Raw genomic sequence first — 19025 nt, 5'->3', positions numbered from 1 at the left:
GGAGGATGACCCATGGCAAACCCTGATAATCGTAACAACAATGTTGAGCGGCTGAAACAAATGGTTCGCAATACGAAGGCGAAGATGGAAGCAGCAAACGAAGCGCTCGCCCATGAAGAGATGAACGCTGAAGAGCGCCAGCGGACAGAAGAAAAAAACAACCGGCGTAAGCAAAGCTTAGACGCTTTTGAATCAGAAATTTTAGATGAGCAAAGTGCACGAATCAATGACGATGAAGTCTAAAACAAAGAAATCGCATCGACAAAAAGGTGCGGTTTTTTTGTTTATCAAATGGTTTGCAGACAGGCCAAGTGTTTCGAATAGAAGGGCAAGACGTGCTATCATAATAGAAAGGAGGAGCGGGAGAAGATGGCATTTGGAATTAATCGACGACAATTACTGGAATGGAAGAAAAAAGCGAGCCGAGGGGAAATTGCGTTTTTAACCCACTACTGGTTAGATTCCCGCTTTCCTGAATGCCATACCGTAACAAAGGTAGCGTGTCGTGATCTCAAAAAGCTGACATGCTGGGGACAGCAGTATGGACTGAAACAAGAATGGATCCATCATCGGGTCGATTTCCCGCACTTTGATTTACTAGGGAAACGGCAAGTGGACATTTTGCTACAGGAAGGTTTGGAAGATCATCTGACAAAGTTTTCGCTTAAACCGAAGGATTCTGATTGAATCAAAACCGCGGCTCATTTACGATAAGAATGGACAGATTGTTTGTGTAGGAGGTTATTATGCAACAGCAAATAATAAAGGAACTTCACGTTTCCCAGATGGTAGAACCGAAGGAAGAAATCCGAAAGCGGGTTACGTTCCTCAAAAACTATTTAAAACATAGTGGTGCAAAAGGATATGTTCTCGGACTGTCTGGTGGGCAAGATTCAACGCTTGCAGGAAAGTTAGCACAGATGGCGATCGATGAATTAAATGAAGAGGAGCAGGACACTTCATATGTTTTCATTGCCGTTCGCCTTCCGTACGGTGTGCAAAAGGATGAGGCCGATGCACAGGATGCGATTGCCTTCATCAAGCCAAGCCGCTCGATCACTGTCAACATTAAAGACGCCGTTGACGCTTCAACTAAGTCGTTTGAACAAGCGACAGGAGAAGTGCTAAGCGATTTTAATAAAGGCAATACGAAGGCGAGAGAGCGAATGAAAGCTCAATATGATGTAGGTGCTCATTACGGCTGCCTCGTGATCGGGACCGATCATGCGGCCGAAGCGATTACTGGATTTTTTACAAAGCATGGAGATGGTGCTTGCGACGTAGCTCCTTTGTTCGGTTTAACGAAACGTCAAGGGAAATCTCTACTAAAAGAACTAGGTGCCCCGACCCATTTGTATACAAAGGCCCCGACCGCTGATTTAGAAGATGATCGTCCTGGTTTACCTGACGAGGAAGCGCTCGGACTCACATATGAGCAACTAGACGATTATTTAGAAGGAAAACAAGTACATGATGCCATTCGCAAAAAAATTGAGTCAAGATATTTGGCGACTGAACATAAGCGGCAGTTACCTGTTACGATTTTTGATTCGTGGTGGAAATAGGGAAATCGGTATGATTCTCACAGCTCGCTCATAACGTTATACTAGTGCTTGTTCGATCCTGTTTGTAAACAGGTTGAAACAATGACAGATAGAAGCGTTAAGGAGTGGACGATATGAAAGGAAAGCTTGCCATTTTAGCGATTCTATTTGCTGTTCTAGTAGGCGTGATTTCTTTTACACGTTCCGATAAACCGATAGAGGTTCAAGGATCAGACAGTGCTTTGGCTTCAGCCAGTTCTTCGCATGTGGAGGAAGTAAACGATCTAAAAATCTCGTTAAATGAAGCGAGAGTGGAAGACCTAGCAGATGAAGAGGATATGCAGCTAGTGATCATTGATCTAACCGTTGAAAATACGAGCAACGAAGTAAAAGAATTCGCTTTGTATAAATTTACGCTCGTAGATTCCGAAGGGTATGCTCATCCTCATGCGTCAAATGTTGAAACAAAGGGTATCCTAGGTGGACAGCTTCATCCTGATCGAAAGAATCGTGGCGAAATTGCCTTTAAAGTACCTGTGGACACGAGCTATGAGCTTATTTACACAGATCATCTTCGCACGGGACAAGTATCATGGGAGATTACGATTGATTCATAAGGAGATGGAAGATGAGCCTTTCCAGAAACAGCGACCTGCACATGCATTCGACCGCCTCCGACGGGGGATATTCGCCTACGAAACTAATGGAGAAATGCCATCAAGCGAACCTCAAATTTGTTGCGCTAACCGATCACGACACAGTCAATGGGATTGAAGAAGCCAAGCAGACAGCTCACAGGCTTGGCTTAACCTTGATTCCCGGAATTGAACTATCAACGAAGTCGTCGGGTCAGAGTGTTCACATGCTAGGTTATGGGATCGATTGGAAAAACGATACGTTAAAGCGAAGGCTGGATCGGCAGCAGGACATTCGAAAACAACGATTAGAACAGATCTTACTGAAGCTAAAAGCGGCCGGCGTCCCCCTTGAACAAGACGCCGTCCTTCGTTACGCGGATGGAGGGGCGATCGGTCGCCCACATGTGGCTAAAGCGTTGATGGACAAAGGCTATGTCCGTTCAGTTCAGGAGGCGTTCGAGCACTATTTAGCAGAGGGACGACCTTGCTATGTTAAAAGGCAAGAATACATTTCCGTCGAACAGGCGATTGCATGGATCCACCAAGCAGGCGGTGTGGCCATAGTAGCTCATCCTGGCTATTACGATTTGGATGATCAGTTGATCGGCTGGGTGAGAGAGTATGGATTAGACGGAATCGAAGTGTATCACAGGGATCATTCTCGCGAAGTAGTCGCACACTATGAACAGCTATGTAAGAGGATGGAAGCGGAAACGGGGAGAAGGCTGCTACGTACAGGAGGTTCGGATTTCCATCATGAATCATATGGCCGGACGGCAGCCCCTCTTGGAACGACGAGAATACCTGATCAATTGACCTATGAACTTTTGCACGATTTGGAACGTAAAAAGACGAGGGCGTAATCGCTCCTCGTCTTTTGTCACTTAAAGTCAATTTACTATAAAGGGCTAAAGGATAGGAAACACGGGCTTTCGCTATAGGATGATTTGGCGGGAAGCGCAGTTTTTCCTATTCGATTAAATAGGCAACGAAATTTCTAATCGATAAAAGGTCATCATTTATAATGCTGGCCTTCTTTTTGCGCATGGCTATTCACCATGGTCCCTTCTAACGCTTGCGTCGCCAATCGATCGGCCTCTTGATTATTCTCCCTTGAAATGAGCTCATAGCGAACAGTCAAATGGAGGGATGAAATGATTTGCTCCATCCGGTCAAGCCATGTATGATAATGCATTTCATACACAGGCCATTCCTCAGATGCTTGTTTTTGCACGACTAATGAATCAAGGTAGATGGTGACATCCTCGTGACGAACGTCTAACGCTTGAAGGCGCTGGAAGAGAGCAAGAAGTGCAGCGTACTCTGCTTCATTGTTGTCTTGGATCTGCTGTAGCACTTGATTTTCCCGGATCCGAAATTCTTTTCCATTTTGTGTATAATAAATGACAATCCCAATGCCGGCCAAGCCGGTCTCACGATCATAACCACCATCACAGTAACAACGAATGTTATGAGCGGTGGTCGACTTTTCTTCTGTTAAACGGAGTAGCTCTTTCTTTGACCAGGTCACCCCTTTATGATCTCGGAACGTTAACGATTTTACTCGCCCCGTTCGCTCCAGATCGTCAGCGACTTGGAGTGCTTCTGTAAGGCTCATGTCCCCGCTTGTAAATGGATGGGTGATTGAACGATTCGGGTGTTTATAGATCCATTCGATTTGCACTTTCATGAAAATACCTCCGTTTGATCATTGCGAATTTTCTTATTTCATGGTAATTTTATTAGTTAAAAGGGAAGGGTACTATATATACATACAAAAAAAGATAAACGTAAAGGAGTAGGAGAACATCATGCCAATTAAAATCCCAGACAACCTTCCAGCGAAAGAAATTTTAACAAAAGAAAACATCTTCGTGATGGCTGAAAGTCGTGCGTATTCACAAGATATCAGGCCGCTGAAGATCGTCATTTTAAATTTAATGCCGATTAAACAAACAACGGAAACACAACTGCTGCGTCTTTTAGGAAATACACCATTGCAAGTGGAAGTTTCATTTATGTATACAGATACCCATATTTCCAAAAATACATCCTATGATCATTTACAAACTTTTTATCAGACGATTGACGAGGTCAAACAGAAGAAGTTTGATGGAATGATCATAACGGGTGCTCCAATTGAAACACTCCCATATGATGAAGTGGATTACTGGAATGAATTAAAGCAAATCATGGAATGGAGCAAGACGAATGTCACGTCAACGCTTCACATTTGTTGGGGTGCACAGGCTGGCCTCTTCTATCATTATGGCGTTGAAAAGGTTCCATTACCAGAAAAACAATTTGGGGTATATCCACATAAAATAAATGTACCGAACGTGAAATTGTTAAGAGGATTTGACGATGAATTTTACGTTCCCCATTCCCGGCATACCGATATTAACAAAGCGCAGATCGAAGCCCATCCCGACCTTGAAATTTTAAGCGAATCAGAGCAGGCAGGCGTATATATTGTGGCTTCGAAGGATGGAAAACAGATCTTTGTCACAGGTCATTCGGAATATGATGCCTGTACGTTGCAGCAAGAGTATGAGCGAGATCGGGCGCGTGGGTTGAACATTCAAGTGCCGGAAAACTATTTTCCAAATGACGATGCCACTAGAAAGCCATTACTGCGCTGGAGAGCCCATTCATACTTGCTGTTTTCCAACTGGCTAAACTACTACGTATATCAAGAAACCCCTTACGATTTATCCAGATGACGAGCGGAATCTCCCGTTCGTTTTTTTAAATGCGCTCTCTTCCATAATTTGAAAAAAGATGCTATTTTCATGAATGGAATTTTTCAGAACGTAGACATTAAGAATACAGGATAGGATGCAGGATCGTTCGATTGTAAAGGAGAAGGCAAATGGGCAGACGCGGACTAATGACGGAAACAACCTATTACGTGAACGGGACGGAAGTCTATGTAGCAGAAATTCCATCAAATCAATCGACAGAAACCTTTTTTTTGATTCACGGTTTTGTCTCTTCTACTTACAGTTATCGAAAGCTTATGCCGTTATTAGCGAAACGGGGAAGGGTAATCTCTGTTGACTTACCTGGCTTTGGACGTAGTGGGAAAGGGCGCACGTTTACCTACTCATTTCAATGCTATGCAGAGCTTATGGTGGCTCTAATGAGAAAGCTCAATGTTTCGAAGGTGACGTTTGTTGGTCATTCGATGGGAGGACAGGTGGCTCTTTATGTAGCGAAATGGAAGCCCCATCTAGTGAAGCGGCTCGTTTTGTTATCAAGTTCAGGGTATTTGCAGCGAGTGAAGCGCCCATTTTATTTTTTGTCTTATATCCCATTCTTGCGTCAAATGGTCAAATGGTACGTCCAAAGGCAAGATGTAACGAAAGCATTGCAGCAAGTCGTTTATAATAAGGGGATTGTGAACAATGAAGCGGTGGAAATGTACCGGTTGCCGTTAGCTGATGAGACGTTTTATGATGCGCTCCTCTGTTTAATGCGCCAACGGGAAGGTGATTTGCCAAAGGAAGAGTTACGTAAAATTCATCATCCCGTTCTACTGTTATGGGGGGAGCAAGATCGCGTCATACCTGTAAAAATTGGTCAGCGGTTAGCAAGTGATTTGCCAAACGCATCGTTGATCGTCTATAAAAACACAGGTCACCTTTTACCCGAGGAACGACCGAAAGAGATCATGAAGGCGATCGATCGATTTATTCGCAAACGTCGCCAGTTTTCTTTTTTCTCATGATTTGATAGCATGAAAGCGAGGTGATGTTGATGAAGTTAAATCCTGACTCGTTAAGCAGAAAAGAAAATTATCGATTGCTCATTGGTGCTGTTCTACCTCGGCCAATTGCGTTCGTGACGACGAAAAGTAAAGCGGGAGTCGTAAACGCTGCGCCATTTAGCTTTTATAATGTATTGACCGCCGAACCGCCCCTCATTGGCATTTCAGTGGGTCGTAAGCCAGATGGGACACCAAAAGACACAGCGCGAAATGGCCAAGAAATAGGTGAATTTGTCGTGCATGTCGTCGATGAACAGAACGTTGAAGCGGTGAATGTGAGTTCGATTCCTCTTCCTCCGGAGGAAAGCGAGGTTGAATATGCAGGATTAACAGAAGTCCCTAGTGAGGTCGTGAGCGTCCCCTCTTTAGCAGAGAGTCGTATTCGTCTCGAATGTAAAGTGGAGAATGTTATCCCGATCGGCGGGAAAGGCGGCGAACCTGCTGCTGATTTTTTGATTGGTCGGGTCGTCCATTATGAAGTAGCAGATGACCTATTTCAAGACGGTGGAATTGATACAGAAGCGTTACGGCCTGTTAGCCGGTTGGCAGGAAATGAATACGGTAAATATGGTGAGACATTTTCACTTGATCGTCCGACCATTTCACAGAATCGAGAGTAAGGCCGCCAAGGTCGCTTGTTTCGTTTTCTTACGGAGAGCAAAAGAACGGTGTTCTTAAAGGTGCTATGCTATAATAAATAAGAATGGAATATGAGCGCTGATTGCTAGGTCATCATGTCAAACACTAGTAGAAACAACTGTGTTTCCTAGCGTTTGATTTTTGTTTCGTTTGCGCAGGAGGTGTATGCATCGATGGACCCGTTAGACGTGTTGATGAACAAATCGAAAGTGTTGCCTTACTATCAACCAATCGTTAGTGCAGATAACCAAATGGTTGTCGCTTATGATGTGTTGGCCCGTTATGAGGGAAGTGAGGGAGAGGAAAGCCTTGGCTGGTTTTTTCATGACACTTCCATCCCAGACGAGTATAGGCTAGAGCTAGAAGATCATGTACAGACGCTAGCCTTGGAGCATTATTTAGCTGGTGATGATCAGCTCATTCTTTGTTTGAAATATAATGGAGTGCTGCTGGCTAAAACAAACGGGGAAAACGTATTAAAAAGACTCGAATTTTATCAAGAGCAAGGCCTAGATTTGACGAAAGTGATCATCGGAATTAAAGAGGAGCAACTCGACGGCCACCTAGACGATTTAAAACATGTGTTTATGTATTTTCAAAGCTTAGGAATTCGAATGAGTATCGATGATGTCGGTTTGTCTGAAGCGAACTTAGATCGGCTCGCTCTATTAAAGCCGAATATCGTAAAGGTTAACTTAGAACGGTTTCATGAAGAGGCTTTTTCGCAAATGTATCAGGAAGTGCATCATTCATTATCCATGCTTACGCGAAAAATTGGAGCCACTTTGCTGTTTGAGGGAATCTCGCAGTTTAATCAACTAAACTATGCGTGGCGTAACGGTGGGCGTTACTATCAAGGCTTGTATTTAGCGCCACCAAGAGAGACATTCGTCGACCGAGAGCTGTGCAAAGAGAAACTACAAAAGGACTTTCATCATTTCATTGTTTACGAGCGAAAAAAAATGGAGGCCCAGCTTCAGTTAACGGAGAAAGCGAATCAACAGTTAAGGATAACGTTAAAACGAATTGAACATATGACCTCGTATGATGAGATGGTGCTGGCGATTGCTCAAGATTGTGATGAGTTTGCCTTTCGAGTGTACATTACGGATGGAGATGGATTCCAGCAATCCTCCAATGCCGAAAAAGATGAAAACGGTGAATGGAAGCTACGGGGAGAAGGTCGGTATAAAAACTGGAGCTGGCGTCCCTATTTTCTGGAGAACATCGTAAGGATGAACTATGAAAAGAGAGGCATTTTGTCCGATCTTTATTCGGATATTCAACGGGATGAACGAATTCGTACGTATGCATACCCAATCAAAGACAATCTCTATGTGTATTTAGATATTCCATACCAATATTTGTTTGAACAAGATGGCTTGATTTAAAAAGCGAGATCGGCTATCAGTAGAAAAGAGGAGAAATTATGATACGTGTTCAGTCGGTCTATCGGCTTATGGCCTATTTATTTTTTGCTTATTCGTCGATGACCATTGTCACGAGCTACTTACCCGTTTATTTTTCAGCTGTCGGACTTACGGCAGGGGAAATTGGAGTGCTTATGGCGGTGGGGCCTTTTGCTATGATCTTAGCCCAGCCGACGTGGGGCTTTTTAAGCGATAAATATAAATCGATCAAACGAATGCTTCAAATTGCCCTAATTGGGATGATCGTGGCCATTTTTGCTTTTATGGGTGCTGCCAGCTTTGCTGGTTATTTTATTATGATGTTTGTTCTGTTTTTGTTTTTGTCGCCAACGACGGCACTAGGTGATAGTCTTGCGCAAAAAACAGCGATCAACAGGCGTCTTTCTTTTGGGAAAATTCGCATGTGGGGCTCGCTCGGGTTTGGTTTTACGTCCCTCGCTGTAGGCTATATTTTAGCTGCCATCGGGGTGACATATATTATGGTGCCATTGCTTGTCGTCACGGTTATCTCGCTATGGTTATCGTTTGGCTTGGAGGATTTTTCAGATACAACAAAGCCAGTCACCTTATTAAGTGCTTTGAAGCTTGCGATTGATCCGAAAATTTTCTTTTTCTTAGTATGTATCGTGTTTATTACGGTTACCCACCGGACCAATGATATCTTTCTCAGCATCTATATTGTCGAATTAGGCGGGCCTGAATCATACATAGGCTGGGCATGGTTTATCGGGGTTGCTACCGAAGCGGCTGTTCTTGCCACGAGTACTTTATGGTTTCGAAAATTTTCCCCGATCGGATTTGTCATTTTTGCAGCTGTTTTCTACGGAGTCCGTTGGTGGCTCGTGAGCATGGTCGCTGTACCGTGGCTGCTTTTGCCGTTACAAACGTTACATGGCATGACCTTTGGGGTGTTTTACGTGGCGGCCTTTGCCTTTGTAAGCCATTTGATTCCGAAGCATTTACAAGCGACAGGGCATGTGCTGTTTATCTCGACAACCTTTGGGCTCTCTGGAATTTTTGGCTCGTTATTCGGCGGTTGGATGATTCAAGCATTCAGTATCCCGACACTCTATTCCTATCTTGCTCTTTCAGCTTTCATTGGAGCGTTAGGTATGACCGTCTATCATTTCGTCTATAAAAAATCGTTCCATCCCCTCCCTGCCATAGCTGAAAAATAGCAGTCCTTCGCTTTGAAGTGGCTGCTTTTTTCTTATCGTTGTATACTCATGTATAGATGGCTTTTTTCTGAAAATTCAGTTAAATAAAGGGGAGGATTATTATTAACATGCGATCATCGTCGATTCTCTCATGCAGACCGCCGTTTCGTTCAAATGATAACAGGAAGGCATCGCCTCTGTGAGACAGGAGCTGCGTACAGTAGGTATCAATCAGACTCATCGGTAGAGGAGCGGAGCCAGTTGCAACAGGTGAATGTAACGCTTGGAATTTACTAGAAAATGGATAAAGCAGTCATGAAAGCCTTTGCTTAACAAAAGAAATCTTTTGATTTCAGAGAAATTTCAAACAATGATAGAAATTTCATAGGTAATTAGGTACAATATGACGGTGGAGGACCAATTGTCCTAGGTAGGATGATTGTGTCTTTGACGATCAAGAAAAATGACAACTTAGAGAGGAGATTACCTTTTGTTTAAGCAATCGATTCAAAAGAAACTAACAGTCTTATTTTCAATGACGCTACTAATGGTCCTAATGGCGGTGTCACTTATTACGTACATGCAAATGTCACGCTCCATTGAGAGGCAAGTAGAAAATGAAGCGGTAACCGTCTTACAGGAGGTGAGCCGGTATACGGAACGATACATACAAGAGCATGTTCATCAATTGCAATTGCTTGCAAATGATCCGCGTACATTAACCTATGTCAATGAGCAAATCGACGCTGGTTCATCAGACGTAAGTGGAGAGGTACTTGGTCAATTAGCCGGATACGGACAACTACATCCGAACATTCAGTTGAGTTATGTAGCAACAGAAGGGCGAACAATTGAGACCGTTCCTACTGTTGATTTGCCGGATGATTTTGATCCGACGACTCGTCCGTGGTATGAACTGGCGATGGCGTCCCCTACGGAGGTTGTTTGGACTAGTCCGTATGTGAGCATAGAGGACGGAGAAATCGTCATGACTGTCGCGAAGGCGATTTTGGATGAACGTGGACAGGCTCAAGGGGTTGCTGGGATTGATATGACATTAAATGATTTTTCTGATATTCTCGGAAGTATCGAGATGAATTACGATGGAGCGATCTTCCTTTTTGATCGTGAAGGTACTGCAATTGTTCATCCGACGCTACTTGGAGAAACGGTGACTGAGGATGAGCTGTATGGGCAAGTGATACAGGCAACCTCAGATTCGGAAAATGGACGAACAGATGGTGAATCAACGATTTTATTTTTCCAAACCGTACCGTTAACCGGTTGGATCGTTGGAATGGAATTTGAGCGGGATAACATGCTAAAAGATGTAAATACCGTGCGAAATGGGATTATCCTTGTGTCCGTTATCGCTTTAATCGTCGGAATGATGATTGTCATATTGGTAGCTCGTTCGATTACAAAGCCAATTAGCCGGCTAGGAACACACGTCGGAACGGTGGCGTCCGGTGACCTTACCGTTGACGTAAGAGCTGCAGGAAACGATGAAGTAGGGCAATTAACAGAAAGTTTTAAAGAAATGCTCGTACAATTAAGAGGGATCATTACGACTGTCAAAGGCTCTACCGCCCACGTCCAAGAAGCAGCTGATCACTTGACGGCCATTTCGGAAGAGACAATTGCCTCAAGCGAAGAAATTGCTTTGGCTGTCCGCGATGTGGCCATAGGTTCAACAACGCAGGTGGAGCATTTGGATGAAGCTAAGCGTCAAATTGACCAATTGGCACGGCAAATGGAGCAAATGAGCTTATCCATGACAGAGGTCGGCAGCCTTTCCAATGAAACACGTTTGGCTGGACAATCAGGCTCAGAGAAAGTTCAGCATCTAAAAACGAAGACATTGGAAGCGAACACAGTGTTTGATCAGATGGAAGACGGATTGCTTAAATTATCCGATCATATTATGGAAATCAACGAAGTGATCCACACGATCAACCATTTGTCGGAGCAAACGAATCTCCTTGCTTTAAACGCAAGTATTGAGGCGGCGCGAGCAGGGGAGCACGGCAAGGGGTTTGCAGTCGTAGCGAATGAGGTTCGCCGACTTGCAGAACAATCGTCACATGAAACCGTTCGTGTAGGTGATACGATCACGGGAATCGTCAATCGCTCGAAGCAGGTCATCGTGGACATGAAGCAAGCGCGAAGCATTCTTTCTGAACAGTCGGATTCAGTCGATGAAACAGAGAATACGTTCCTTCACATGGCAAGCCTCATTAAGCAAATGAACGAAACACTTGCTAGTGTCCAAGAGGATTTCGGTACACTTGCTGAGCAAAACAGCCAGTTTGTCAAACGTATCGAGGCAGTAGTGGAAGTGGCAGAGCAAGCCGCGGCGACATCCGAGGAAGTAAACGCGTCAACAGACGAGCAGGTTACAGCCCTTCAGCGGATTACAGAAGCAGCCGAACAGCTTCAAGAAGCAAGCCATGAATTGAACCAATCCGTACGCCAATTTCAAACGGAGTCTGAATCCAACTCTTAAGTTCGTTCGCACTTGTCTATGATGAGCAGAAAAAGAGTCTCTAGGACTCCTTTTCTGTTACATAACGATGAATGGAGGATATTTGTGAAAATCATAGTAACAGAATCTGCAAAAAGCCAGCTGGATAAACTGGAGCTTGGCGATCGTGCGATTCGAATTGTGGCAAGAGATACGTACGAATGCAGCACGATGATTGAGTTTTATTTAGCGTACGATCACGTAAATCAAGACGACCACGTCCAGTCGTTTCATGGAATGACGTGGATATATGATGAGAAGGCAGCCGAAGAGATTGGCGAGGAAGTCAAAGTAGATTTTGTTCCTTCTCAAGGATTCAAGCTGATCAATCGAAATCAAACATTAGCCTACGGACAATCGATTCGCACGATGTAAAGGCTGGTTTATTTAATAAAGATCGAACCGACAGACTTCACAAGGGGTGTCACTTGATTAACAGTTTTCACCACTTGGTCCACGGTTTGAAACGTTTTATTAATGTCAAAGGTGCCATCCTGATTCGTAAAAGCCGCTTTCCATGGGGAAGCTTTAGGCTTTTGCTGAGAAAAGTAATTTGGGTAAAAAGGCGGTGGGAAGCTAGGGCCTGTGCTCGTATACATTTGTCCCCATCCAGAGCTAGTTGGTTGGGGATGATTTGGCCAAGTCGAATGCTGAAAAGGCTGTTGGTAATAGGCACCTTGAGACCATGTTTGACGAGGATGCAGGTTGTACATGTCAACGCCTCCTTTCGCTCCAATTATTCAATGTTGATACGTTTCCGATGGTTCGGAATCGCGATCGTCAATAAGCCGTTTCGTAATCTCGCTTTGATATCACCTTCTTGCACGGGGTATGGGAAAGGAATCACTCGTTCTCTCGCTTGACTTGAGATGGATTTTGAGTAGATTCCTTTTTCATCTTCCCGCATTTCAAGTACTTCTTCTTCATGAATGCGAATACGTACATATTGGGGGAAAACGTCTAGCTGAATTTGGTTTTTGGATACGCCTGGAAGTTCGGCTTCAATGATAAACTGCTCTCCTTTCTCGTATTGGCGAATCGGAATGGAAGGAGCGAACATCCCATTATCATGGAGATGTTGAAACGATTTAGAAAAAAAATCATCGATGGAACGTAAAAAATCTTGATATACGTTAGGGAGCTTGCTTTTACCGCTCTCCTCGCGACTCATATGAATAGCCTCCTTTACCTATGTTCGTTACTCTATATATATGGTTCAATGTCGGTGAAAGTGAAAGCACATTCGAGAGAAAGGAGAGGAAATGGTTGCGTATTTTCGATGCCCATTGTGATGCTTTACTCAAGCTGTGGGAAGACCCTGCGAAGGAATATACAGATGATCCAGCAATTGAAGCCAATGCTGTCCGTTTAATGGAAGGTGGGGTAAGGGCACAATGCTTTGCGATCTTCGTCGAACCCGACATTCCCTTTGATCAAAAGTTCCAAGTCGCCTTACAACAAGCGGAGCTCTTTCACGAAAAGATTTTAAAAAAGCATCCTCAGTTTACGTTTATTGAACGTTGGGACGATTTGCTGACCCTTGATGATGACCAGATAGGAGCGATTTTAACATTGGAAGGTGCGGACCCGTTTGGTGATGATCCGACAAAGCTAAAGACGCTCTATCGCCTCGGTGTTCGTTCTCTAGGTCTGACATGGAATCAGGCGAATCTATGCGCGGACGGTGTTGGAGAGCCTAGGGGCGGAGGTCTAACGGAATGGGGGAAAGCCGTCGTTTCATTAAACAATGAACACCACGTATTGACGGACGTATCCCATTTAAGTGAACGAGGCTTCTGGGATGTGATCGAGTATGCACAGTTCCCGGTCGCGACTCATTCCAACGCAAAAGCGATATGTGATCATAGACGAAATTTAACCGACGCTCAACTAAAGGCCTTAATTGAGGCGGGTGGTTTTATAGGCATCGTGTTTCACCCTCATTTTTTGACGGGGACCGATGATGCTTCAATCGATGATGTCATGAAGCATATTGAGCATATTTGTTCCCTCGGGGGGCAAAAGCATGTCGGCTTTGGCTCCGATTTTGATGGTATCCCTTGCTTTGTGGATGGTTTGGAACATGCAGGGAGATTTCAATGGTTCATGGACGAATTATTGAAGCGGTACGATGAAGAGCTAGTTCGTGGATTTGCATGGGACAATTTTTTGAAAGCAACACCGATTTCGTATGTATGAGGTGATGGACGTGGCAGACATTTTACAGGTCGAACAGGTCACACTACGGAAAGCGAAAAAGCCGATTTTACAGCAAATTTCCTGGCAAGTGGAGCAAGGGGAGCATTGGGCAATCGTTGGCTTGAATGGCTCTGGAAAAACGTCATTATTGAAAATAATCACAGGCTATGAATGGCCAACTGAGGGACATGTAGCCGTACTAGGAAATCGCTATGGCCAAGTGCCGATTCAAGAAGTTCGAAAACGAATTGGCTGGGTGAGCATGTCATTAGATGATCGATTCCATACGAAAGGTCAAGATACTGTGCTCGAGATTGTGCTGAGCGGGCTTCACGGTACAGTCGGTGTTTATGAACCGTTAGGGGAAGCTGATGTAGCGAAAGCGGAGGCGGCCATCGAAACGTTTGGCCTTACCCATCTAACGGATGAGCGCTTTTTAACCCTCTCGCAAGGAGAGAGGAAACGGGCGTTCCTAGCGAGGGCATGGGTAGCAAAACCTGAGTTGTTTATTCTAGATGAGCCGACAACGGGTCTTGATCTTATTGCTCGTGAACAGTTGCTTCAGACGCTTGAATCAGTAGCAACGACGAAAGGAGCCCCGACCTTTCTCTATGTCACGCATTATCCAGAAGAAATTCAACCGTTTATCACCCATGTGCTCATGCTTAAAGATGGGCGTGTAGTTGCGCAAGGGCGAAAAGATGAGGTGCTCACAAAAGAAACGATCACCGCTGCCTTTGGCTGTCCGCTGGACGTTATCGTAGAATCAGGAAGGTATTGGGTCAAGCCTATGTGATCAGGGGAAAATAAGCCTTGCGCTTTTCTTACATCATTTTTTAAAATTGGCGTGCTACTTTGTTTTGTGCCTGTTATTAAAAGGTTTTTGCTTTGATTGTTTTTTACATTTTTGCCTTGAGAGCCGGCATCAGAAGAGGGAAGTTTTAGACTTCAATTCCTTGTATGTTACAATGGCGACAGGCTTGATCAACGAAAGGAGAGTCGTCATTGGTTAAAAAGGTAGGATTGATCGTTGGAGTGTTTGCACTTTCAATTGGCCTAATGGCTTGTAACGGTCAAGAACAAGAAAATGCAGAGACGAACATAGATGGAGAAGCGAATGGTGAAATTCCCTCGATTGAAGAGATTATTGACATTAACAATCTTCCTGATCCTGTCGCAACCGTAAATGGGGAATCGATTGACAAAGAAACCTATGTAATGGTCCTTGAGCAGCAAATAATGACCATGGCTCAATACGGTATTTCGCTTGAAGGAGAAGAAGGGGAGCAAATGATCTCGCTCATTGAAGAGCAGACGATTGAGCAACTAATAAACGAACAATTGCTTCAGCAAGCCGCAACTGAAAAAGAGATTGAAGTGTCCGAAGAGGAAATTGACGAAGAGTTGGCGTTTATCGTGGCACAATTCTCCTCGGAAGAAGAATTAATGGGAGCCCTAGAAGAAGGTGGCTCCTCCATGGATGAGCTACGAGAGGAAATTGAGCATTACGTCCGCCAACAAAAATACGTCGAAGAGGAAACCGAAGCGATTAACGTGACCGAAGAAGAAATCCAAGCTCGTTATGAAGAAGAAAAGCAGTATTATGAGGAAGATGAACTGCCCACTTTCGAAGAGCTGCAAAGTAATATTGAACAGCGATTGATCGCAGAAAAAGAACAAGAGCAATTGGAAGTTCTTTTTGAGAAGCTTCGTGAAGAAGGGGATATTACCGTTCATATATAACTCAGGGGCTGGCCTCAAAAGCACCTTGGAGCATAAAATCGGGTGAACTGTTTGAGATACAGGTCACCCGATTTTGTGTTGGTGTGTCTTCTTCGTTTCCTTTTATGAGAATCGATTGTAAGGAGTCTTTACTCCCATATTCAAATACTTTCTCTCTGTTGTACAATAGCGAGATAACAGGAGAAAGGAATGATACGATGAAGGTGATAACATTATGTGGTTCTACGAAGTTCAAGACAGAGTTTGAACAAGTCAATGCTTATTTGACGCTAAAAGGACATGTTGTGTTAAGCGTCGGTTTTTTTGAGCAAAGAGAAGGGATTGAAATGACGGAAGAACAAGTACAGATGTTTGAAAACATTCAAGCGAAAAATAGAGATGTCAGACGAAATTTTCGTCCTTGAGGTGGACGGTTATATTGGTCGCAGTACGAGAAAAGAGAGTTCGCTACCTCTAAAGGGATGCCCGTTCGCTATTATTCTGAAAGTGAACTCGCCTCAACTAACTTTTCCCTAATGAGTGCTGTTCAGAACCAAACACCGTTACGGTGAACTAGTTTTATGCTTCTGAAAATAGGGCTTCAATCGTTGCCATCACATCGTAGGCTCCAGACGATTGGTTTGCGCAGACGACGACAATTCCGTTTGAGGTTGGATAGAAGGCTGAGTGAAAACAAACACCAGGGTCATAGCCCATAACATGATATTTGCTGATTGCTCCATCCTGTTGCTTGATCCATACACCGTAGCCGTAATAGTCGTTATCCTCACAATGAACATGGGGGGGAGCAACTGTTGTGTGTAGGTTTCGTTTAATAGTTTATGCCTCATGAGTGCAAGCCACAGCTTCATCATATCCTCTGCTGTGACATACGCCCCGCCATCTGAGCCGCCAATGACCGGTAAGGAATAAAGGTTCGTTTTCCAAGAACCGTCTTCTAAATCAATGTAACCGAGGGCGGTTTTAGCCGGCAAAGTATCAAAGGCGAAATATCCAGACTCGTGCATTCCTGCCCTCTGGAAAACATTCGCTTCCACATATTCTTGAAACGTTACACCGATAACACTCTCAACGACCAAACCTAATAAAATATAGCCAGCGTTATTGTAATGAAACCGGTCGCCAGGAGGAAATTTCATCGGTGCATGCTGAAACAATGGTAAGAAATCCTTTAAACGGCGAAGATAATACATCGGAACGTCTTTCCATAAACCTTCAAAGTCATCTATGATTTCCTCGTCAAAATAGTCTGGGACTCCAGATGTATGAGTGAGCAAGTGGTGGATTGTGACATTCGGAAAAGGAGCATCTAACCAGTCAGATAGCGGTGTGTCAAAGGAAAGCTTACCCGCTTCCACGAGCTGACAAATCGCGATTGCCGTAAAGAGTTTGCAGCCTGAAGCAATGCCAAAGCGCGTGTGGTGCTCGTTCGGTATTCGTTCTGCTCGATTAGCAAAACCGTGGCTGGAAATAATCGGTATATCCTCCCCTTTTTTTATTAACGCTGTTCCAGACAGTTTCCAATCTTCCATGATCGTGTGCAAGTGATTTTCCATGAACCATTCTCTCCAATCATTCTGAAATTTTCAACTTTTTCCTCCTAAAGTTTAGCATATAAAACAGAGAAAAATGGGAAATATTTTAGCGAATTGTAAACATAACCCGGTTGGTCATGATAAGAAAAGAAAATGTTGACACCCTATTAGCAAGACGGAACATAAAGGGTGATAATACATGAAGCTTGAAGGAAATATCCTTTCCGGTGAATTTGATCAAAACCGCAACGAATTTACCTTACAAAAAATTAAGCACTTTCAAGCAGAGTCAACGCTCAAAGAAGGGCAACTTCTTTCTTTGTACCACTATTTAACGGCACATCAGTTTGATACGGGTGGACAAATTCTTACATTGTATGATCAAATGCCAATAAAACTTAATGAAGAGGAATTGAAGCAATTAATCGAGGATCTTGAAAAAGTAAAGGAATGGTACGATCGTTAAAAAATTAAGGTACGTACGTTTCTTCATATTTTCTTTAAATTTTTCCGTTAGCTTAAAGAAGAAAGGAGGCGTACATATGAGAAGTTGGAAACCGATGGTGGCGGGCATGCTACTCCTTGCGATCATCGCTGCTTGTAGTCCAAGTTCAGATTCTCCCCATGAGGATCATGACGCAGTGGAAGAAAAACAGGAGGAAGCAACCGAGGAGCAGGTTGATCGTCGTATGCTGGAGGAAGAGGCGGTGACCCCGCCACACGCTTTACGGGAAGAAGCGAGCAACCATCTCCAGACGTTACAAACTAAAAATATGACAAGGCTAGCAGAAAATGATCCCATTTCGTTTGCGATTCAACTTTCACAAATGGGCTGGCCAGCAACACATGAGCAAAATCAACCGAATACGGTTATTTTGGCTTCCGTAACAGATTGGCGAGCATCTCTTGCCTCGTTGACCCTCGTTCATCATCCGAATAACGGACCGATGCTTTATTACGATGGGACGATTTCGGACGAGGTGATTCAAGAGATTGCCCGTCTCGATCCCCTCGGGAATGATCAAGGCACAGAGATTTTGGTCATTGGGGATTTGCCGCAAGCTGAGTTAGACAAATTATCCGCTTATACGATTGCCCAAATTACGGCAGATTCAGCTCCAGAGTATGGGAAGCTGATTGAAGAATCATTTATTGAAACGATTGGCGATGTACCGCAAGCAGTGCTTGTCGGTTCGCTGGATGAAGATGCAAAGGGCTTTACGATTCCTGCTGCTTATTGGATTGCCCATATGAATGAGTCACTTCTATTCGTTGAAGACGGTGCGATTCCGAAAGAAACCGTAGAGGCACTCGAAGCGCGAGGTGGGGAGGCGATCATTTATTTGCTTGGACCTGAAGCGATCATTTCAGAAAACGTGGCATCAGAACTTGAAGCATACGGAGAAGTCAAACGGATTGAAGGGGATACCCCTGTCGAACAAGCGATTGCTTTCTCATCATATAAGGATGAAGCGACCGACTTCGGCTGGGATATTACATCTCCTGGACATGGACTCGTTTTTTCATCGACAAACGATGCTGAGCTAGCCATTGCCGCTGCTCCACTCGCTCATTTAGGAAAACACAGCCCGCTAATTTGGCTCGATGACGGTGAGTTAACTCAGCCAGTGTACGAATATTTAGCGAAGTTGAAGCCGGTATTTGCAGATGATCCGACAGAAGGTCCTTACAATCACGGCTATATCATTGGTGATGTGGACCGGGTTTCCTATCAAGTGCAAGGTGTGATTGACGAAAGGCTAGAAATTGTATCTGCCCATCAATCAGATGAAGGACATCACCATTGATCAAACGCATTGCTTGTCTTATGCTAGGACAAGCAATGT

Annotated in this window: 21 protein-coding genes and 1 pseudogene; 18 read left to right on the top strand and 4 right to left on the bottom strand. The window is 44.1% G+C overall.

Annotated features, from left to right (window positions below; all coding sequences use genetic code 11):
- The first annotated feature begins 12 nt into the window (after window positions 1-12).
- The 5 genes from tlp to FED51_RS11710 all read left to right on the top strand — a co-directional run bounded on the left by tlp (window position 13) and on the right by FED51_RS11710 (window position 3045).
- Window positions 13-243 carry a small acid-soluble spore protein Tlp gene (gene tlp, locus FED51_RS11730; RefSeq protein ID WP_010898443.1) on the top strand — a complete coding sequence of 77 codons (231 nt, stop codon included), beginning with the start codon at window positions 13-15 and terminating at the stop codon, window positions 241-243.
- 126 nt (window positions 244-369) lie between these two features.
- Entirely contained in the window at window positions 370-687 is a 318-nt protein-coding gene (locus tag FED51_RS11725; protein ID WP_010898442.1) for a hypothetical protein, read from the top strand.
- Between the two features lie 59 nt (window positions 688-746).
- Complete coding sequence (gene nadE, locus FED51_RS11720; RefSeq protein ID WP_010898441.1) at window positions 747-1565, top strand: NAD(+) synthase; 819 nt, start codon at window positions 747-749, stop codon at window positions 1563-1565.
- Between the two features lie 113 nt (window positions 1566-1678).
- On the top strand, window positions 1679-2161 hold the full coding sequence (locus FED51_RS11715; RefSeq protein ID WP_010898440.1) for a DUF4352 domain-containing protein: 483 nt from the start codon (window positions 1679-1681) through the stop codon (window positions 2159-2161).
- A gap of 11 nt (window positions 2162-2172) precedes the next feature.
- Window positions 2173-3045: a PHP domain-containing protein gene (locus FED51_RS11710; protein WP_053431021.1), complete on the top strand. Its 873-nt coding sequence runs from the start codon at window positions 2173-2175 to the stop codon at window positions 3043-3045.
- Window positions 3046-3197: 152 nt separating this feature from the next.
- Here the strand turns inward: FED51_RS11710 and FED51_RS11705 are convergent, their stop codons facing one another.
- On the bottom strand, window positions 3198-3872 hold the full coding sequence (locus FED51_RS11705; protein ID WP_053431022.1) for a reverse transcriptase-like protein: 675 nt from the start codon (window positions 3870-3872) through the stop codon (window positions 3198-3200).
- Window positions 3873-3993: 121 nt separating this feature from the next.
- Here FED51_RS11705 and metA point away from each other — a divergent pair, with 121 nt between their 5' ends.
- The 7 genes from metA (at window position 3994) to FED51_RS11670 (ending at window position 12076) form a co-directional block, all read left to right on the top strand.
- Window positions 3994-4905, top strand: a complete 912-nt coding sequence (gene metA / locus FED51_RS11700; protein WP_010898436.1) for a homoserine O-acetyltransferase MetA — start codon at window positions 3994-3996, stop codon at window positions 4903-4905.
- 149 nt (window positions 4906-5054) lie between these two features.
- On the top strand, window positions 5055-5912 hold the full coding sequence (locus FED51_RS11695) for an alpha/beta fold hydrolase (protein ID WP_010898435.1): 858 nt from the start codon (window positions 5055-5057) through the stop codon (window positions 5910-5912).
- Between the two features lie 26 nt (window positions 5913-5938).
- Window positions 5939-6571: a flavin reductase family protein gene (locus FED51_RS11690; RefSeq protein ID WP_041821615.1), complete on the top strand. Its 633-nt coding sequence runs from the start codon at window positions 5939-5941 to the stop codon at window positions 6569-6571.
- A gap of 192 nt (window positions 6572-6763) precedes the next feature.
- Entirely contained in the window at window positions 6764-7981 is a 1218-nt protein-coding gene (locus tag FED51_RS11685; protein WP_053431023.1) for an EAL domain-containing protein, read from the top strand.
- Window positions 7982-8019: 38 nt separating this feature from the next.
- Window positions 8020-9198 carry an MFS transporter gene (locus FED51_RS11680; RefSeq protein WP_010898432.1) on the top strand — a complete coding sequence of 393 codons (1179 nt, stop codon included), beginning with the start codon at window positions 8020-8022 and terminating at the stop codon, window positions 9196-9198.
- Window positions 9199-9667: 469 nt separating this feature from the next.
- Entirely contained in the window at window positions 9668-11683 is a 2016-nt protein-coding gene (locus tag FED51_RS11675) for a methyl-accepting chemotaxis protein (RefSeq protein WP_053431024.1), read from the top strand.
- Window positions 11684-11767: 84 nt separating this feature from the next.
- Window positions 11768-12076 (top strand): iron-sulfur cluster biosynthesis family protein, encoded by a 309-nt coding sequence (locus FED51_RS11670; RefSeq protein WP_233443818.1) that lies wholly within the window; start codon window positions 11768-11770, stop codon window positions 12074-12076.
- A gap of 8 nt (window positions 12077-12084) precedes the next feature.
- On the opposite strand, the gene FED51_RS11665 is transcribed toward FED51_RS11670, so the two are convergent.
- Window positions 12085-12414, bottom strand: a complete 330-nt coding sequence (locus FED51_RS11665; protein ID WP_010898429.1) for a YppG family protein — start codon at window positions 12412-12414, stop codon at window positions 12085-12087.
- A 23-nt stretch (window positions 12415-12437) separates the two neighbouring features.
- Window positions 12438-12872, bottom strand: coding sequence for an Hsp20/alpha crystallin family protein (locus tag FED51_RS11660; protein WP_010898428.1), 435 nt, complete (start codon window positions 12870-12872; stop codon window positions 12438-12440).
- A 95-nt stretch (window positions 12873-12967) separates the two neighbouring features.
- On the opposite strand from FED51_RS11660, the gene FED51_RS11655 reads away from it, so the two are divergent.
- From FED51_RS11655 to FED51_RS21695, 4 genes are all read left to right on the top strand, one after another.
- Window positions 12968-13900: a dipeptidase gene (locus FED51_RS11655; RefSeq protein WP_053431025.1), complete on the top strand. Its 933-nt coding sequence runs from the start codon at window positions 12968-12970 to the stop codon at window positions 13898-13900.
- 10 nt (window positions 13901-13910) lie between these two features.
- The gene (locus FED51_RS11650; RefSeq protein ID WP_233443816.1) at window positions 13911-14696 is read left to right on the top strand and encodes an ABC transporter ATP-binding protein; all 786 of its coding nucleotides are present in this window, start codon (window positions 13911-13913) and stop codon (window positions 14694-14696) included.
- A 209-nt stretch (window positions 14697-14905) separates the two neighbouring features.
- Window positions 14906-15643: a SurA N-terminal domain-containing protein gene (locus tag FED51_RS11645; RefSeq protein WP_053431026.1), complete on the top strand. Its 738-nt coding sequence runs from the start codon at window positions 14906-14908 to the stop codon at window positions 15641-15643.
- A 197-nt stretch (window positions 15644-15840) separates the two neighbouring features.
- A complete protein-coding gene (locus FED51_RS21695; protein ID WP_338035663.1) occupies window positions 15841-16047 on the top strand; it encodes a hypothetical protein in 207 nt (68 codons plus the stop codon).
- 154 nt (window positions 16048-16201) lie between these two features.
- Here FED51_RS21695 and FED51_RS11635 read toward each other — a convergent pair.
- Window positions 16202-17199, bottom strand: a pseudogene (locus tag FED51_RS11635) (serine hydrolase domain-containing protein).
- A 178-nt stretch (window positions 17200-17377) separates the two neighbouring features.
- On the opposite strand from FED51_RS11635, the gene FED51_RS11630 reads away from it, so the two are divergent.
- Window positions 17378-17644 carry a hypothetical protein gene (locus FED51_RS11630; protein WP_010898422.1) on the top strand — a complete coding sequence of 89 codons (267 nt, stop codon included), beginning with the start codon at window positions 17378-17380 and terminating at the stop codon, window positions 17642-17644.
- A gap of 76 nt (window positions 17645-17720) precedes the next feature.
- Window positions 17721-18986, top strand: a complete 1266-nt coding sequence (locus tag FED51_RS11625; protein ID WP_053431027.1) for a hypothetical protein — start codon at window positions 17721-17723, stop codon at window positions 18984-18986.
- Window positions 18987-19025 lie beyond the last annotated feature (39 nt).

Origin of the sequence: Halalkalibacterium halodurans, from assembly GCF_005671335.1 — a bacterium.
GTDB lineage: Bacteria > Bacillota > Bacilli > Bacillales > Bacillaceae_D > Halalkalibacterium > Halalkalibacterium halodurans.
The sequence above is the reverse complement of the archived record's forward strand: the minus strand, read 5'-3'. Positions and strand labels throughout refer to the sequence as shown.

Bases quoted from the DNA above. Each gene is read 5' to 3' on its own strand.
- FED51_RS11685 (WP_053431023.1), top strand. From the start codon at position 6,764: ATGGACCCGTTAGACGTGTTGATGAACAAATCGAAAGTGTTGCCTTAC.
- FED51_RS21695 (WP_338035663.1), top strand. From the start codon at position 15,841: ATGAAGGTGATAACATTATGTGGTTCTACGAAGTTCAAGACAGAGTTT.
- FED51_RS11660 (WP_010898428.1), bottom strand. From the start codon at position 12,872: ATGAGTCGCGAGGAGAGCGGTAAAAGCAAGCTCCCTAACGTATATCAA.
- FED51_RS11710 (WP_053431021.1), top strand. From the start codon at position 2,173: ATGAGCCTTTCCAGAAACAGCGACCTGCACATGCATTCGACCGCCTCC.
- FED51_RS11680 (WP_010898432.1), top strand. From the start codon at position 8,020: ATGATACGTGTTCAGTCGGTCTATCGGCTTATGGCCTATTTATTTTTT.
- FED51_RS11625 (WP_053431027.1), top strand. From the start codon at position 17,721: ATGAGAAGTTGGAAACCGATGGTGGCGGGCATGCTACTCCTTGCGATC.
- nadE (WP_010898441.1), top strand. From the start codon at position 747: ATGCAACAGCAAATAATAAAGGAACTTCACGTTTCCCAGATGGTAGAA.
- FED51_RS11715 (WP_010898440.1), top strand. From the start codon at position 1,679: ATGAAAGGAAAGCTTGCCATTTTAGCGATTCTATTTGCTGTTCTAGTA.
- FED51_RS11705 (WP_053431022.1), bottom strand. From the start codon at position 3,872: ATGAAAGTGCAAATCGAATGGATCTATAAACACCCGAATCGTTCAATC.
- metA (WP_010898436.1), top strand. From the start codon at position 3,994: ATGCCAATTAAAATCCCAGACAACCTTCCAGCGAAAGAAATTTTAACA.
- FED51_RS11725 (WP_010898442.1), top strand. From the start codon at position 370: ATGGCATTTGGAATTAATCGACGACAATTACTGGAATGGAAGAAAAAA.
- FED51_RS11695 (WP_010898435.1), top strand. From the start codon at position 5,055: ATGGGCAGACGCGGACTAATGACGGAAACAACCTATTACGTGAACGGG.
- FED51_RS11630 (WP_010898422.1), top strand. From the start codon at position 17,378: ATGAAGCTTGAAGGAAATATCCTTTCCGGTGAATTTGATCAAAACCGC.
- tlp (WP_010898443.1), top strand. From the start codon at position 13: ATGGCAAACCCTGATAATCGTAACAACAATGTTGAGCGGCTGAAACAA.
- FED51_RS11665 (WP_010898429.1), bottom strand. From the start codon at position 12,414: ATGTACAACCTGCATCCTCGTCAAACATGGTCTCAAGGTGCCTATTAC.